At 44.4% G+C, this 16,960-nt stretch carries 16 protein-coding genes; 5 read left to right on the forward strand and 11 right to left on the reverse strand.

From position 1 onward, the window contains the following. The first annotated feature begins 14 nt into the window (after positions 1-14). The 5 genes from potA (at position 15) to AB4482_RS05020 (ending at position 5,173) form a co-directional block, all read left to right on the forward strand. The gene (gene potA / locus AB4482_RS05000; protein WP_017059631.1) at positions 15-1,130 is read left to right on the forward strand and encodes a spermidine/putrescine ABC transporter ATP-binding protein PotA; all 1,116 of its coding nucleotides are present in this window, start codon (positions 15-17) and stop codon (positions 1,128-1,130) included. After that, entirely contained in the window at positions 1,114-1,971 is an 858-nt protein-coding gene (potB, locus tag AB4482_RS05005) for a spermidine/putrescine ABC transporter permease PotB (protein WP_017059630.1), read from the forward strand. The genes potA and potB overlap by 17 nt, the downstream gene beginning before the upstream one ends. Beyond that, positions 1,971-2,741: a spermidine/putrescine ABC transporter permease PotC gene (potC, locus tag AB4482_RS05010; protein ID WP_017059629.1), complete on the forward strand. Its 771-nt coding sequence runs from the start codon at positions 1,971-1,973 to the stop codon at positions 2,739-2,741. The genes potB and potC overlap by 1 nt, the downstream gene beginning before the upstream one ends. A gap of 149 nt (positions 2,742-2,890) precedes the next feature. After that, positions 2,891-3,925, forward strand: coding sequence for an extracellular solute-binding protein (locus AB4482_RS05015; RefSeq protein ID WP_017059628.1), 1,035 nt, complete (start codon positions 2,891-2,893; stop codon positions 3,923-3,925). A gap of 210 nt (positions 3,926-4,135) precedes the next feature. Then, the gene (locus AB4482_RS05020) at positions 4,136-5,173 is read left to right on the forward strand and encodes an extracellular solute-binding protein (protein ID WP_017059627.1); all 1,038 of its coding nucleotides are present in this window, start codon (positions 4,136-4,138) and stop codon (positions 5,171-5,173) included. A gap of 94 nt (positions 5,174-5,267) precedes the next feature. On the opposite strand, the gene cobB is transcribed toward AB4482_RS05020, so the two are convergent. From cobB to AB4482_RS05075, 11 genes are all read right to left on the reverse strand, one after another. Beyond that, a complete protein-coding gene (cobB, locus tag AB4482_RS05025; RefSeq protein ID WP_372180609.1) occupies positions 5,268-6,002 on the reverse strand; it encodes a Sir2 family NAD+-dependent deacetylase in 735 nt (244 codons plus the stop codon). Positions 6,003-6,259: 257 nt separating this feature from the next. After that, the gene (locus AB4482_RS05030; protein ID WP_137001778.1) at positions 6,260-7,480 is read right to left on the reverse strand and encodes an ammonium transporter; all 1,221 of its coding nucleotides are present in this window, start codon (positions 7,478-7,480) and stop codon (positions 6,260-6,262) included. 377 nt (positions 7,481-7,857) lie between these two features. Beyond that, entirely contained in the window at positions 7,858-8,274 is a 417-nt protein-coding gene (locus tag AB4482_RS05035; protein WP_004742273.1) for a hypothetical protein, read from the reverse strand. Further along, positions 8,258-9,331, reverse strand: a complete 1,074-nt coding sequence (locus AB4482_RS05040) for a formate dehydrogenase subunit gamma (RefSeq protein ID WP_012603931.1) — start codon at positions 9,329-9,331, stop codon at positions 8,258-8,260. Before AB4482_RS05040 ends, AB4482_RS05035 begins: the two co-directional genes overlap by 17 nt. A 13-nt stretch (positions 9,332-9,344) precedes the next feature. Further along, the gene (fdh3B, locus tag AB4482_RS05045) at positions 9,345-9,953 is read right to left on the reverse strand and encodes a formate dehydrogenase FDH3 subunit beta (RefSeq protein ID WP_004742271.1); all 609 of its coding nucleotides are present in this window, start codon (positions 9,951-9,953) and stop codon (positions 9,345-9,347) included. Positions 9,954-9,964: 11 nt separating this feature from the next. Beyond that, entirely contained in the window at positions 9,965-12,820 is a 2,856-nt protein-coding gene (locus tag AB4482_RS05050) for a formate dehydrogenase subunit alpha (RefSeq protein ID WP_017063869.1), read from the reverse strand. A 10-nt stretch (positions 12,821-12,830) separates the two neighbouring features. After that, positions 12,831-13,031 (reverse strand): twin-arginine translocation signal domain-containing protein, encoded by a 201-nt coding sequence (locus AB4482_RS05055; RefSeq protein WP_008217926.1) that lies wholly within the window; start codon positions 13,029-13,031, stop codon positions 12,831-12,833. Between the two features lie 78 nt (positions 13,032-13,109). After that, entirely contained in the window at positions 13,110-13,748 is a 639-nt protein-coding gene (locus AB4482_RS05060; RefSeq protein WP_017059621.1) for a molecular chaperone, read from the reverse strand. 9 nt (positions 13,749-13,757) lie between these two features. Continuing rightward, entirely contained in the window at positions 13,758-15,425 is a 1,668-nt protein-coding gene (locus AB4482_RS05065) for a 4Fe-4S dicluster domain-containing protein (RefSeq protein ID WP_372180610.1), read from the reverse strand. 299 nt (positions 15,426-15,724) lie between these two features. Continuing rightward, positions 15,725-16,408 carry a DUF3306 domain-containing protein gene (locus AB4482_RS05070; protein WP_102320204.1) on the reverse strand — a complete coding sequence of 228 codons (684 nt, stop codon included), beginning with the start codon at positions 16,406-16,408 and terminating at the stop codon, positions 15,725-15,727. Further along, positions 16,398-16,859 (reverse strand): DUF3305 domain-containing protein, encoded by a 462-nt coding sequence (locus tag AB4482_RS05075; RefSeq protein WP_372180611.1) that lies wholly within the window; start codon positions 16,857-16,859, stop codon positions 16,398-16,400. The genes AB4482_RS05070 and AB4482_RS05075 overlap by 11 nt, the downstream gene beginning before the upstream one ends. Between the last annotated feature and the right edge of the window lie 101 nt (positions 16,860-16,960).

Consider the following 16,960-nt stretch of genomic DNA (forward strand, 5'->3'; position numbering starts at 1 on the left):
GAGAAAAACAGACGTTGAACGCTAAAAAATCAGTAGGAAAGCCAGTAGTACAGCTAACTGGCATCAGTAAAAGTTTCGATGGTAAGGAAGTCATCGGCAATCTGGATTTAAACGTAAATCATGGTGAGTTTCTCACGATTTTAGGCCCATCAGGTTGTGGTAAAACAACCGTGCTAAGAATGATTGCGGGTTTTGAAACGGCAGATAGTGGTCAAATACTATTAGCTGAACAAAACGTAACCCAAGTTCCTGCTGAACAAAGGCATGTAAACACTGTATTCCAAAGCTATGCCCTATTCCCGCATATGACCGTTTTCGACAATGTGGCATTTGGCTTACGCATGCAGAAAGTTCCAAACAGCGAGATTGAACCTCGTGTAATGGATGCTTTGAAAATGGTGCGCCTAGAACAAATGGCACAACGAAAGCCACACCAGCTATCTGGTGGCCAACAGCAACGTATCGCAATCGCTCGTGCTGTCGTTAATAAGCCTAAAGTTCTTTTGTTGGATGAATCTCTATCTGCTCTGGATTACAAACTACGTAAACAGATGCAAATCGAGCTGAAACAATTACAACGCCAACTTGGTATCACGTTCATTTTTGTAACGCATGACCAAGAAGAGGCGCTGTCTATGTCTGACCGTATTATTGTTATGCGTGATGGCGTGATTGAACAAGACGGAACACCAAGAGAGATCTACGAAGAGCCTAAGAACCTATTTGTAGCGCGTTTCATTGGTGAAATTAACGTATTCGAAGCGACAGCGAAATCTCGTCAAGATGAAAAACGCATTGTTGCGACAATCGAAGGTGAAGAGTCCATTATCTATCACGATAAAGACGTAACACCGGGTCAAAAACTGCAAGTATTGCTTCGCCCTGAAGATCTTCGAATCGAAGAAATTAAAGAGTCAGAGCAACGCGGTATTGTTGGCCACATTGTCGAGCGAACCTATAAAGGCATGACATTAGATTCAGTCGTAGAACTTGAATCTGGTATGCGTGTCATGGTTAGCGAATTCTTCAACGAAGATGACCCTGATGTTGATCACTCACTGGGCCAAAAAGTTGCAGTAACTTGGGTTGAGAGCTGGGAAGTGGTATTAGAAGATGAGCAAGAAGTTTAATTTACAAAACGCAATTGTTGCTTTAATCACAGGTTGGTTAGTGTTGTTCGTGATGATTCCAAACATCATGATCATTGGTACTAGCTTCTTAACTCGTGATGAAGCGAACTTGATCGAGATGACCTTCACTCTCGATAACTACGTGCGTTTGGCTGACCCGCTGTATTTTAAAGTGTTGATGCACTCTTTCTATATGGCAATTGTCGCAACCCTACTTTGTTTGATTATTGGTTACCCATTCGCTTACATCGTGGCAAAAATGCCGGCGAAGTGGCGTCCAATCATGTTGTTCCTAGTGATAGTACCATTCTGGACGAACTCTTTGATTCGTACATACGGATTAAAAATTGTACTGGGTACGCAAGGTGTCTTGAACAAAAGCTTGTTAGCGTTAGATATCATTGATAAACCGCTACGTATCATGTACTCAGAAACCGCAGTAATGATCGGTTTAGTGTACATCCTACTTCCGTTTATGATTCTGCCGCTGTATTCAGCGATTGAAAAACTGGACGATACGTATTTAGAAGCGGCTAAAGATTTAGGTGCGAACAAACTGCAAACGCTATTGAAAGTGGTACTACCACTAACAATGCCGGGCATTATTGGCGGCTGTTTGTTAGTGCTACTGCCAGCGTTAGGTATGTTCTACATCTCTGACCTATTAGGCGGAGCTAAGAACCTATTGATTGGTAACGTGATTAAGAGCCAAGTGCTCAACGCTCGAGACTGGCCGTTTGGCGCAGCGACGAGTATCGCACTGACCATGGCAATGGCTGTGATGCTGTATGCCTACTACCGAGCAGGTAAGCTATTGAACAAGAAAGTGGAGCTAGACTAATGGGGCGCACAGTTAAGTTCAGCTTTATGGCGCTGGTATACGCCTTTCTATACCTACCTATTATCGTATTGATCGCTAACTCGTTTAATGCCAATAAGTTTGGTATGAAATGGGGTGGCTTCACCACTAAATGGTATGACGCGCTTATTAACAACGACAGCCTAATGCAGGCTGCGTGGCACTCGATCAACGTAGCGGTGTTCTCAGCAACAGCCGCAACGATTGTCGGGAGCCTTACAGCAGTAGCCCTATTCCGTTACCAATTTAAAGGTAAAGGCATCGTAAATGGCATGCTGTTCATCGTAATGATGTCTCCAGATATCGTAATGGCGATTTCGCTTCTTGCGCTATTCTTGGTAATGGGTGTTCAACTTGGGTTCTTTACCCTACTTGCTGCTCACATTACCTTCTGTCTACCGTTTGTTGTAGTAACGGTATACAGTCGCTTGAATGGCTTTGATGTGAAGATGCTAGAAGCAGCAAAAGACTTAGGTGCAAGTGAATGGACGATTCTAAAACAGATCATTCTGCCTCTTGCTAAGCCAGCGGTTGCTGCGGGTTGGTTATTGAGCTTCACTCTGTCTTTGGACGATGTAATCATTAGCTCTTTCGTAACCGGCCCAACGTATGAAATCTTACCACTGAAGATTTACTCAATGGTTAAAGTGGGTATCTCTCCTGAGGTAAACGCCCTAGCAACAGTGATGTTAGTGGTGTCGTTAATACTGGTGATCATTTCTCAGTCATTAGCGAGAGAAAAAATCAAGTAAGTCTCCTACTCTATATAGAGACTGGCTTGATTAAGAAGTTAAGAGACTTCAAGTTCAAAAAAAGTGTTAATCATAAACAGAATGGTAAATTGCCATTCTGTTTTTCTATCTACTGCCTTCGGGCAACGTTTAGTTTGGAGCTAACGTCAATGAAAAAATGGGCTACTCTATTAGCTGGTAGTGCATGTGCGCTTTCAATGTTATCTGCACCATCATTTGCAAAAGATAACAAAGAATTGGTATTCATGAATTGGGGACCTTACATCAACAGTGAGATTCTAGAACAGTTCACTGATGAAACTGGTATCAAGGTGATCTACTCGACTTACGAGTCGAACGAAACCCTGTACGCAAAGCTAAAAACACACAACAAAGGCTATGACCTAGTTGTGCCGTCGACTTACTTCGTATCTAAGATGCGTGACGAAGGTATGCTACAAAAGATCGACAAAACTAAGCTGAACAACTTCAAGAATCTAGATACTAACTATCTAGATAAGCCCTACGACCCAAGCAACGACTACTCTATTCCACACGTAGTTGCGATCACAGGTCTTGCTGTTAACACTGACATGTACGATCCAGAAGATTTCCAAAGCTGGGCTGATCTATGGAAGCCAGAGCTTGAAGGTCAACTGATGATGATGGACGACACTCGTGAAGTGTTCCACATCGCACTGCGTAAGTTAGGTTACTCTGGTAACACAACCAACGAAAAAGAGATCGACGAAGCGTACGCTGAGCTACAAAAGCTTATGCCAAACGTTCTAGTATTTAACTCGGACAACCCAGGCGCGCCTTACATGTCTGGTGAAGTGGGTCTTGGTATGCTGTGGAACGGTTCTGCTGCTGCAGCGCAAAACGAAGGTCTACCAATCAAACTGGTTTTCCCTAAAGAAGGCGGTATCGGTTGGGTTGATAACTTTGCGATTAGCTCTGGTGCGGTAAACGTAGAAGCAGCTCATAAGATGATTGATTTCCTACTTCGCCCTGAAATTGCTGAGCAAATTTCTCGTGACACAGGCTACCTAACGGCCGTTAAAGCGTCTAACGAGAAGTTCAAAGATAGCCCTGCGCTATTCCCATCGCAAGAAGACCTTGATCGTGTTGAATGGCAAGCTGCGGTTGGCGATAAGACAGTGAAGTACGAAGATTACTTCATGAAACTTAAAGCAGGTCAGTAATTTAGCTTATTATCTAACTGTGGCTAAGTAACCAGTTTACTTAACAGGTCAACGTAGATAATCAATAAGTTAAAAATAAGAATATCAATGAATAGGCAGCTTAGGCTGCCTATTTTATTATATCGCTGCTATAATATAGCGCGATTTTTCGAAATCCTTTACCTTGGGTTCACTACCCAGCTCCAAATCAAACAAATGAACGGAACAGTAATGAAAAAAACACTGTATACCGGCGCATTGTGTGCTGCTACTTTACTTTCTACACCCTCTTTCGCAGCTGACCAAGAACTGTATTTTTACAACTGGTCTGAATATATTCCAAATGAAGTACTAGAAGACTTCACAGAAGAGACGGGCATTAAAGTCTACTACTCAACTTATGAGTCTAACGAAAGCATGTACGCTAAGTTAAAAACTCAAGGTACGGGTTACGACTTAGTGGTTCCTTCTACTTACTTCGTTTCTAAGATGCGTAAAGAAGGCATGCTTCAAGAGCTTGATAAAACCAAGCTAAGCCACTTTGCAGATTTGGATCCAAATTACTTAGACAAGCCATTTGACCCAAATAACAACTACTCAATCCCATACATCTGGGGTGCGACGGGTATTGGTATCAACTCAGACATGCTAGACAAGTCTTCAGTTAAAAACTGGGGCGATCTGTGGGATACGCAGTGGGAAGGTCAACTGATGATGATGGATGACTCTCGTGAGGTTTTCCATATCGCTCTATCTAAACTGGGCTACTCTCCAAACACGACTAACCCTGAAGAAATCAAAGAAGCCTACGAAGAACTTCGTAAGCTAATGCCAAACGTATTGGTATTTAACTCAGATTTCCCAGCGAACCCTTACCTAGCAGGTGAAGTGTCTCTTGGTATGCTTTGGAATGGTTCTGCTTACATGGCACGCCAAGAAGGCGCAACGATTGACATTATCTGGCCAGAAAAAGGCGCTATCTTCTGGATGGACAGCCTAGCAATTCCAGCAGGCGCTAAGAACACTGAAGCGGCTCATAAGATGATCGACTTCCTTCTTCGCCCAGAGAACGCTGCGAAAATTGCTCTAGAGATCGGTTACCCGACACCAGTTAAAACCGCTTACCCTCTTCTTCCTAAAGAATTTGCTGAAGACAAGAACGTTTTCCCACCACAATCAGTGATGGATAACGGTGTGTGGCAAGATGAAGTTGGTGAAGCGAGCGTTATTTATGACGAGTACTTCCAAAAACTTAAAGTAAACAACTAAGTTATTGTTAGTTAAGAAGTTAAGTAAATAAAGCGGCGTAAGCCGCTTTATTTTTTCAGATTCAGAAACTGATGTGTGTTATTAAAGACAAGGCTTAGGCCGTTAAAGAACCTTTCTCTGTACATAATAACTCGCCAACCAGTTTAGGCACCTCGATACTCGCCTTGCCGTAGCGCTTCTCTTCAAATTCACTTTCAACCGCACTTGGTTCGAGGTTTATCTCGATAGTATGTGCACCATGCATTTTCGCATCGTGAACAAAGCCTGCCGCTGGATAAACAACACCTGAAGTTCCGATAGAGATAAACAGATCCGCTTCTTCCAGTGCGGAATAAATGTCGCCCATTCTTAGTGGCATTTCGCCAAACCAAACAATATGTGGACGCATTTGTGCAGGGATTTGGCAGCAATGACAAAGTTCACCCGTTTCAATATCGCCTTTGTGCTCTACAACTTGATTGGATTCACTGCAACGCGCTTTTAAAAGTTCACCATGCATGTGAATAATGTTGTTGCTACCGCCTCTCTCGTGCAAATTGTCGATGTTTTGAGTAATGATGGTAACTTTGCCAGCAAGCTTGTCTTCGAGCTCTCCTAGCGCCTTGTGGGCTGAATTTGGCTGAATGCTCTCACTTTGCAGGCCGTGACGACGCTTGTTATAGAAGGCTTGTACCAAGTCAGGATCTTTTGCGAACCCTTCAGGCGTCGCTACATCTTCGATTTTGTGGTTTTCCCATAGCCCGTCTTGTGCTCGGAATGTTTGTATCCCCGACTCTGCAGAGATGCCAGCGCCAGTAAGAATTACGATATTTCGATATGGGAAATGCATATAACGTCCTTTTAGATATGTCACTTTGTAACAGCTTAGCACTGTTCAAATTCCAACAATAGTTTTGGGGATTAGACCATAGTCTTAGGCAACTGAATTCATTGGCTATTTGTGACATAACTCGCTTGATAGTTGTGGTTGTTGTTACTCAAATTCTCTGTTTTGCTATCCATAGAAACAAAAAAAGCGACCGAAGCCGCTTAGTTCTGTTCAACAGTTGTCTACTTGATGTGCTTTACCCCACCAAGTGAACAACGTTAGTCTTCGTTGATAGAAGAGATCTTATGGATAGAAAGATCCGCACCGTTGAATTCATCTTCTTCACTTAAACGTAGGCCTGTTAGTTTGCTCAACACACCATAAACAATCATTGCGCCAATCAAAGCCACAGCAATGCCCGCTAGTGTGCCAACCACTTGAGAAGCAAAGCTCACACCGCCTAAGCCCCAGAATGTTTGTGAGCCGAAGATACCTGCTGCAATGCCACCCCAAGCGCCACATACGCCGTGTAGAGGCCACACACCCAGCACATCATCGATCTGTGTTTTGTTTTGCATGTAAGTAAATAGGTAAACAAACAGCGCGCCTGCCACGCCGCCCGTCACCAAAGCGCCAAGTGGGTGCATTAAATCTGAGCCCGCACAAATAGCGACGAGACCAGCCAAAGGACCATTGTGGATGAAGCCCGGGTCATTTTTACCTGCAATTAGAGCCGCAAGAATACCGCCAACCATGGCCATGAGAGAGTTCATTGCCACGAGACCGCTGATGCCATTGATCGCTTGAGCTGACATCACGTTAAAGCCAAACCAACCCACACATAAGATCCAAGAGCCTAGTGCTAAGAATGGGATATTCGATGGTGCGAAGTTGGTGTGTTTGCCTGCACGGATTCGACCTTTACGCATCCCTAAGAAGTAAACTGCGACCAAAGCAATCCAACCACCTACGCCGTGAACCACTACCGAGCCTGCGAAGTCATGGAACACGTAACCAAACTGACCTTCTAGCCAATCTTGGAATCCAAAGTTGCCGTTCCAAATGATGCCTTCAAAAAATGGATAGATGAAACCAACCGTAAACAGTGTCGCAATCAAAATTGGATAGAAACGAGCACGCTCTGCGATACCACCAGAAACAATCGCAGGAATTGCCGCTGCGAATGTCATTAGGAAGAAGAACTTAACCAGTTCATATCCGTTGCCTTGCGAAAGTGTTTCTGCGTCTGCAAAAAAGTGTGCACCGTAAGCAACCCAGTAACCGATAAAGAAGTAAGCAATGGCGGAGACACCAAAGTCGGAAAGGATCTTAACCAGCGCGTTGACTTGGTTCTTCTTTCGAACGGTACCGACTTCGAGAAACGCAAAGCCAGCATGCATCAGGAAGACCATGATTGCGCCGAGTAATAGGAATAAAGTATCTGAACTTTGGGTAAGGGTTTGTACTGCACTATGAACTTGAGTCACCGTTTCACTCATTAAAGCATTCTCCTTCGCTTTATCTGATTTGCACTGATATCGTGCGATTCAATGTTGTAATTAATTAAAGACTCAACAGTGAACGCAAGATGCGTTCCAAGTGTGAGGGGTAATTTTCGTGCAACAGGTTTTGTTTTTAACTTATTGATTATTAAAGTCTAAATATTTAGGTGCACTTTTATGGTCCTTTACACCAAAAAAAATCGCAACGACAATTGCACCAAATAAGGGAGTTGCACCATATTGAAGCGGTCAATAAGTAGGTTCTGATGCAGATAGCGGCTGACAACTATTTACGGTTCCGGGGACTTAAAAACAAAAAGCCCAGTTCAATGAATCACTGGGCTTTCTTTAGATATGTCATTAACGTCTCAGCGTTACAGGTTTGGTCCTGTCGACGGGTTTTGCGGTAGGTTTTGACTTAAACGCTGCATGCCTTGATACATACGGATAAACCAGACCACAATCGCAACACCACCAAACAGCATGCCTACATACGGAATGTAGTAAGCGATGTCATCGATAATATGGTTTTGATACCAGTAATCGTTCACACCGATTAACACCCCGTTAGAGGTCGCTACCGTTACGATAAGAACGACGAAGAACGTCAGGTTCAAGAAGAAAGAGCGAATTAATCCGTAGTAATGAGTATCCACTACTTCACCATCTTCGCCTTTGTCTAAACGATAACCCGCGTAGATAATCGCAATCACACCAGAGATAAGACAAGTAAATGGCGTAAAGCAGCTTAGTATGTAAGCGACCCAAATACCTTTATGAGGTTTGTTCATTCTTATTCACCCCTTCCGTTTTCTCTGTTGCTGCGTTAGCGCTTTGTTCAACGCCGTTTTTCTCTTGTTCCATCACTTCTTTGTACCAAAGATCATGGTGCTCTTTAGCCCAAGTCTCATCAACTTCGCCTGTTACCATGCCTTCTAGTGCCCCTTCCATACCGAACAAGCCGATGTAGATGTGGAACACGAAACCACAGATAAGGATCAAAGCAGCCAACATGTGGACTAGGTTTGAGAGCTCCATATCTCGACGGGTTTGACCGAAGATTGGGAAGTCTAAAACCAAGCCACTGATCGCAGCCACACTACCCATAACAATCAATAGCCAGAACAGTGCTTTTTCACCCGCGTTCGAAAACTCTGCAGATGGATGAGAACCTTTATGTTTCCCGACCATACCACCCAGTTTCATGAACCACTGGATATCGACCATCTTGAAGATAGACTTACGCCACCACTTGATAAGAACAGCCATCAACAGCACATAGAAAATTGGGCCGATGTAGTTATGGTATTGCTTAGCCAGTAGAACGATGAAGCCCCAAAGGTCTGTTGGAATGTACGGCTTCAAGAAGTGCTTACCGTAAACCAACATCAAACCACTGAACGCCAGTGTTAAGAAGGTAAACGCCATACTCCAGTGCAAGGCACGGTCTAGTCGAGACCAACGTTTGATCTTACGGCCTGTTCTTGGCGCGCTTAGCATTAGCGGGCCAATCACAACGTACATCAAAGTCACGAAAGCAATACTGCCAAAGATAGCGACGGCACCGGCTGGTGACATCCACTTCTCTTTCAATATGTACCACGTTTGACCTGGAGTACTGATCAACACACCATGCTCAGCTGATTGAGATGTGGTGTAACCTTCCTCACCGTTTCTCACTTGTCGCCAAAAATCGGCGCCAGCAAGTTGTGTGATTTCTCGTTGAGCAGAGCTCGATTGAGTTTGTGATGAGTTCGTCTCAGATGCATGACTCATAGGAGAAAGCATTGTTAGTGCTGCCAACATTGGCAGCACTACAAGGAAGAGACGCTTAAACATTGTAAGCATATGTCTCTCCTACTTAGCTCTTAGTCGCATCGTAAGAAAGGTCGTTGCCGTCTGTCCAACCTGCACCTTTCGCACCACGTTCAACAACACGCTGACGGAAAACATCAGAAACTTTCTCTGCGTCACCCGCTAGCAGTGCCTTAGTTGAACAAAGCGAAGCACACATTGGCAGTTTGCCTTCAGCAATACGGTTCGCACCGTATTTTTGACGCTCTTCAACAGAACCTGGCTCTGTTTCTGGGCCGCCAGCACAGAAGGTACACTTATCCATCTTACCGCGCTCACCAAACGCTTCCTGTTTAGGGAATTGAGGTGCGCCAAACGGACAAGCAAACAAGCAGTAACCACAACCAATACATAGGTCTTTATTGTGAAGTACGATGCCGTCTTCTGTATGTTCAAAACAGTCTGCAGGACAAACTGCCATACATGGCGCATCAGTACAGTGCATACACGCTACTGAGATAGAGTTTTCACCTGGTTCGCCATCGTTCAGTGTCACAACGCGACGACGTTGAATACCCCATTCCAGAGCATCATCATTTTCATTCTTACATGCAGTGACACAACCGTTACATTCGATACAACGCTTGGTGTCACAAAGAAATTTCATTCTAGCCATTTTAAGACTCCTTACGCTTTACGAATATTACAAAGGGTTACTTTCGTTTCCTGCATCAAGGTGACAGGGTCGTAACCGTATGTGGTTGCTGTGTTAGCAGCTTCACCAATAACGTAAGGATCAGTGCCTTCTGGGTATTTAGAACGCAAATCTTCGCCTTGGAACTTACCACCGAAGTGGAATGGGATGAATGCCAGACCCGGTTTCACACGACGTGTAACCATCGCTTTCACCTTAATACGGCCCTTCTCTGCACCCTCAACCCAAACATCGTCACCGTCTTTAAAGCCGATGTCGTTTGCATCTTTCGGGTTCACTTCAACAAACATCTCTTGCTGTAGTTCTGCTAGCCAAGGGTTAGAACGGGTTTCTTCACCACCACCTTCGTACTCAACCAAACGACCAGAGGTCAGGATAATCGGGTATTCGCCAGATTTGTCTTGCTCTTGAATCGACTTGTAAAGCGTAGGAACACGGAAGATAGCTTCTTTGTCGTCCCACGTTGGGTAATCAGCAACTAGGTCGCGACGTGGCGTGTAAAGTGGCTCACGGTGCAGTGGTACACGGTCTGGGAATGTCCAAACAATCGCACGTGCTTTCGCATTACCAAATGGGATACAGCCGTGTTTAATTGCCACACGTTGGATACCACCTGAAACGTCAGTCTTCCAGTTTTTGCCTTCAGCAGCCGCTTTCTCTTCTGCAGTTAGATCATCCCACCAACCCAGTTGTTTCAGTAGTTTGTCACTGAACTCAGGGTAGCCGTCTTTGATCTCACAGCCTTTCGAGTAGCTGTCTTCTGCCAGTAGGCTTTGACCTTCAAACTCAACACCAAAACGAGTACGGAAGTTACCACCACCTTCAGCAACCGTCTTAGACGTATCGTAAAGGATGTGTGTACCCGGATGTTTCATCTCTGGTGTGCCCCAACATGGCCAAGGTAGACCGTAAGTCTCGCCATTTGCTGGACCGCCTTCTGCTTCTAGAGACGTTTTGTGGAATGTGTGCCAATTCTGTTGGTGTTCTTTCAAACGCTCAGGGCTTTGGCCTGTGTAGCCGATTGTCCACATACCTTTGTTGAATTCACGTGTAATATCTTCAATCAGTGGTTGGTTGTTCTCAACACGGATGTTTTTGAACAGCTGATCAGAGAAACCAAGCTTCTTAGAAAGCAGGTACATGATTTCGTGGTCAGGTTTAGATTCGAATAGAGGATCAACAACCTTGTCACGCCACTGTAGAGAACGGTTTGACGCCGTTACACTGCCGTAGGTTTCAAACTGAGTCGTTGCTGGTAGCAGGTAAACGCCGTCGGTACGATCATTCATTACCGCTGCAACCGTTGGGTATGGGTCAACAATAACCATCATATCCAACTTCTGCATCGCTTTTTTCATCTCTGGACCACGAGTCTGAGAGTTCACCGCGTGACCCCAGTAGAACATGGCACGGATGTTTTCGCGTTGGCGAATCTTGTCTTTGTCTTCAAGTACGCCATCAACCCAACGAGATACAGGAATACCTGCACTGTTCATTGGTTTTTGACCGCCGTATGCGTTGTCGTCGAAACGGCCTTTCACCCAGTCAAAGTCGATATCCCAAACTTTTGACCAGTGACGCCAAGAACCTTCAGACAAGCCGTAGTAGCCTGGAAGTGTGTCTGACAGTACGCCAAGGTCAGTTGCGCCCTGTACGTTATCGTGACCACGGAAGATGTTTGCACCGCCGCCTGATTTACCGATGTTACCTAGCGCAAGCTCAAGTACACAGTAAGCGCGTGTGTTGTTGTTACCAGTCGTGTGCTGAGTACCACCCATACACCAAACGATACAACCCGGACGGTTTTCAGAAAGTAGTTTCGCGGTGTGGTATACGTCTTTTTCACTAACACCAGTTACGCGTTCAACTTCTGCTGGGTTCCACTTCGCGACTTCTTCACGGATCTCGTCCATGCCGAATACACGTTGTTTAATGAACTCTTTGTCTTCCCATTGGTTTGCAAAGACGTGCCATAACACACCCCAGATAAACGCAACGTCAGAACCTGGACGAAGAGAAACGTAGTGATCTGATTTCGCAGCAGTACGCGTACGACGAGGATCCGCAACAACGATCTTACAGTTGTTCTTCTCTTTCGCGATCAAGATGTGTTGCATCGCTACTGGGTGAGCTTCTGCTGGGTTTGAACCAATGAACAGCATCGATTTACAGTTGTGCATGTCATTGAACGAGTTTGTCATTGCACCGTAACCCCAAGTGTTCGCAACACCGGCTACTGTGGTTGAGTGACAAATACGTGCTTGGTGGTCAACGTTGTTGGTGCCCCAAAGCGAAGCCATCTTACGGAATGCATAAGCTTGCTCGTTACTGTGTTTCGCACTACCTAGGAAGTAAACTGAATCAGGGCCAGACTCTTTACGAAGTTCTAGCGCTTTGTTACCGATCTCTTCAATCGCTTGTTCCCAAGAAAGCTTCTTCCACTTACCGCCTTCCAATTTCATTGGGTACTTAAGACGACGTTCACCGTGGCCGTGCTCACGAAGTGCTGCACCTTTCGCACAGTGTCCACCAGCGTTGAATGGGTGATCGAATGCAGGCTCTTGACCTGTCCATACGCCATTTTGAACTTCAGCGTAGATACCACAACCCACAGAACAGTGAGAACAGATAGTACGTTTCACTTCTGTTTTCGCTTCTGGATCGACTGATTTAGCCTGTGCTTTCTTCATCATACCTGGTGCAAATAGACTTGCGCCTACCACTGCGCCACCAGCAGCTAATGAAGTGTTTTTCATGAAGGCACGTCGAGACACACCTAGCTGATTGGTTTCTTTGCTCACACTATCGGAGCGTTTGACAAGTTTCATCCGTTATCTCCTAAAGTGTGTCGTAGTAATCGCGAATGTGTTGCGTCTCACGATACCCTGTCTTCTTCACGTCTTCTTTCGAAATTTCAACAGTTTCTGAAGCGGTTGCCACTTTAGTTGTACCAGCGACAACGGCACCAGCAACGGCTGCAGTCGTCAAGCCTTTGAGTAGATCCCTACGGCTTGTATTTATATCTTTATTATCTTTCATCATTGCTTCCTTACCTTACGGTAGATCTTTTTTTGGAGGCTTAATGCCCCTCTATCGATATAATCGCGTACTGCTCGATTACTCGTAATCAGTGACGTTTTTCACATCAATCTTTAATTTGTGCTTACTGCTTTTTGTATTCACGCTAAAACGCACTTGTTCTAACGTTAAGAATGCTTCACACAGTTGAGCGGCCGATTTGTAGAAGTTCGCGCTTTCTGCCCCTTCAAGCTGACGCGTGAAAGAGTTAAACCAAGGGCCAAGGTGCTTATTGAATACCGCCTGTTGCAGTGCTTCTTCTTCAGCCGTTAGCATCGCCATCACTTCACACAGTGCTGCGATATGATCTTCCGGCTCTTTCACTTGATCGTCACGCTCAATGCCTAAAAGCTCTAAGTCATGACGAATCTCTGCCAATGGTTTTTCCATCATGGCGCCAGTGCGATGCCAAGAACCAAATGGAACGACTTCTCCACGCCCAATACCGATGAACAAATCTTGATATTCGTCTTCAAGAGCTTCACGGTTTGATTCTGTTGCCGCTTGTTGAATGGCAATCCAAGCCTTTTGCATTGCGCTTTCAGACGCTTCAATATCGAGTGTTTTTAGAAAGTCGATCACCTCTTCAGAAGGTGCGCTGCGAAACAGTGCGGATAGAACCAAATAGATCTCAGTTCTTAGTGTCTGTTCTTGTGCCTGATCCAAATTCGTTTCCAAGGCTAACTCCTAGTATTTCAATTGTTTCAATGGGTCTTGAGCCATTGAATCGAACATATCCACCACACGGCAGTCTTCACACATAGCAATACGATTAATCGCTGCTTCATCTGAAAAGTGAGAGTGACCGCGTAACTTGTTCTGTAACATGTCAATCATAGACTGAGGTGCGAATGGTTTATGGCAACGTACACATTCCGCAGCTTTCTCTTCATGAATCACAACTGCTTTTTGACGTTCTTCTTTTACCCAGTTCATACGAGGCGTAAGAGTCAGAACATTTTCAGGACATGCCTTTTCACACAAGCCACATTGAATACAGTCTTGTTCTACAAATTTAAGTGATGGAGAAGCCCCGTCGGTATGAAGTGCACGTGTCGGACACACAGCCACACAGCTCATACATAACGTACAATCTTTGCTATCACACGAAACGTTGCCGTAAGGTGCGTTTGACGGAAGCTCAACAATATTTTCAACAGGAATACGAGCTGAAGACATCGCATCAAGTGCTGTAAATAGACGTTGGCGCTTGTTGCCTTGAAGATCGCCAAGTGCAAGGTCGAATGAATCCACACAAAGTGTTGGAGGACATTCACGTAGAGATTCTAAGTACAGAATATCGATGGTTTCTTTTGGAATACCGATTTGATCTAGTAGTTCTTGAGCAATCCCTACTTCGTTATTTAGAACACGAATGATCGTTTCTGGCATAAAGCGAGATGCGGCAAACAGAACCTGAGTTGCGCCATTAACTAAAGCTGCAAACCAAGTATCGATACCAATAGATGGCAGTTCTTCTACGACAATTGGAATCACGTTATCTGGCAGTGCTTTTAGCGCCATTACATTGTAAGTCTCATGACGAGAGCTACAGATAAGTACGATTGGATCCAGACCGCCCGCTTGCTCATAATTAGCTAGCGTACGTTCAATAAACTTTTGAGTGTCATCAGGGTTTGGCAGCGCATAGGTAATCGCTTCTGTAGGACAACTAGTTGCACAAGTACCAACGCCTTGACATAGGTAAGGGTTAATCTCAATCTTGTGACCCGTCTTATCAGAGCCTTCACTTGATAGTGCGCCAGCAGGACAAGCATCTACACAACGCTCACAGCCTTTTACGCCACGAGAACTGTGCGCGCATAGGTCTGTGTCCAAACGGAAGAACTTAGGCTTATCAAACGTGCCCATTAACGTAGGAATTTCTTCTAACGCTTCAGCCAGTTTTGGATAACCACGACCTACTGGGTAATAACCAGGAACAGGCACTTCTTCAGTCATGCAGCTATTCAGACATAAGTCCAAAACCACATCAAAACAGTCATGATTGATTGCTACTTTTGCAAGGTTATTGGTTAGGCCTTTGTTTTCGATTAGAACTTCGAACGTACCAAGGAACCCTGAAACCTGAACAGCATTTGCGTAGTAAAGCTCTGACTCAGTATTCGTTGCCTTCACACCATCTGTCGAAAGCAGTGTTAGGCTTGTTAACTGAGGTAATTGAGCCGCAGCACTTTCAATGATCGCAGTTGGACCAATAACAAGTGTATTACCACCGCTTTCATAACTGACTGTCGGTGGAATTAGGTTTGTTAACTCAACTGTATTTTCAAATGCATACAGCCTTGCTTTCGCGTTATTTGAAGTTGCTTGTTCTAATAATTGTTTAAGCATTGCTCAGTTCCATCTTTGGACATGGATAATCTGTTCAACCTTCATTGTAGTAAGCGAGAGAGAACTTGCTGAGTAATCCGTTAACAACTAACCCTTTAGCCAGTGTGCCGCTCGTCAGACCGTGAACTCGTCTATCTACAAAAAAGTTGATAATGAACGTTATTTAGCAAATGCCATGCCAATTTAATATGCCTTATATTTCAGTGGTTTAATTCTTTATAACGTTTATTGTGCGTATAAAAAAACCGCTTGGGACATTTTGTCGCAAGCGGTTCATTGAGTGTTTAGTCAAAATGTACCTATTCTTTGTGTGGTATATTTTGTCCCACCTCTTTCAGGTCTGCTTCGTCTGACATTGTAGCGTTATTATCCGATACTGTGTTTTTATACAGTTCTTTTTCTTGTTCGGTTATTTCGGCACTTTCTGACGTTTCAAGTTTATTATCAGATACCTCAAGATCGCTTTCAGAATTTTCTAAAACTTCACCTTCGTCTTTATTATCAATGATTTGCTCTTCTTCTGGCGCAGTTTCTTCTTCCGTTTTGTCTTTAACCCAATCACGCAAGGTTTCCGCAACCCCTTCAGAAAGAGACTTCAAATTACTGTAATCGTCGTCGTAATCATCTAAACCATCACGAACGTTGAATTCTTCTGAGAGGAATAATTTACGCAATGCCGCTTTTTTTACGCTTTCTGAAGCTTCTGACACCAATAATTGAGCAACAGACAAGTCTTCAGTCGTTTCTGATGCTATCTCCTGAGAGTCAATAGTTTGAGAATCGACAGCGTGTTCTGGAGACTCTTTTTCCAAAGTTCCACGTTCTAGTGACTCCGATGTTTCTGCGTCTATAGATGAAGCAGCAGACGAAGCCTCAGTGGAAGTAAGCTCAGTTTCCTCAAGCGTTTGTTGCGCTTCTAAAGGTTGGTCGGTTGATTCATCAAGCTTTCGTTGAGACCAACGGCTAAAAAAGTTAGTTGCCATTTGATCGACCCGCGCCTTTACGTTTCTTACGTCTTGCTTCTAATAACTCACCATGACGACCGATGAACGCTTCCATCCAAGCTTGTACAGGTAACGGAATGTCGTATGAAAGGACTTGGTTATCTCCGTCCATGTATTGGCCTGCGACTGTTTGTGATGCTGTCAGTAATTGAATAATAGGTTTACCGGAGTCAACATTATCCATAACTAAGAATAGCTTAGGTTGCTGAGAGCTTAGATTGAAGCGGTAGTCGGTACGTTCGTCTTTGTGCAACTGAAGCAAACATACGTCTGGGGTTTCATGTTCAGGTGATAATTCAAAACCGATGAGTTCCCATTGAGTTGTTACCCAAATGCCAGTTTTGATCTCTTTCTCTATTCTTTGGACACCGATTGGCCAAGCTGCTTCTGTTTTTTCATATTGTTCTTTGAATTCTTTTATCTCAGACATACTTCACCCAATTGATTTTCTTTGGTCTGAATGCACTTAGGACATTTTGTACTGTGTGCATTCATATACACCCCATAAAGCAATAAACACGCCAATACGGA

The organism is Vibrio sp. 10N.222.55.C7 (assembly GCF_041473335.1).
Taxonomy (GTDB): domain Bacteria; phylum Pseudomonadota; class Gammaproteobacteria; order Enterobacterales; family Vibrionaceae; genus Vibrio; species Vibrio crassostreae_C.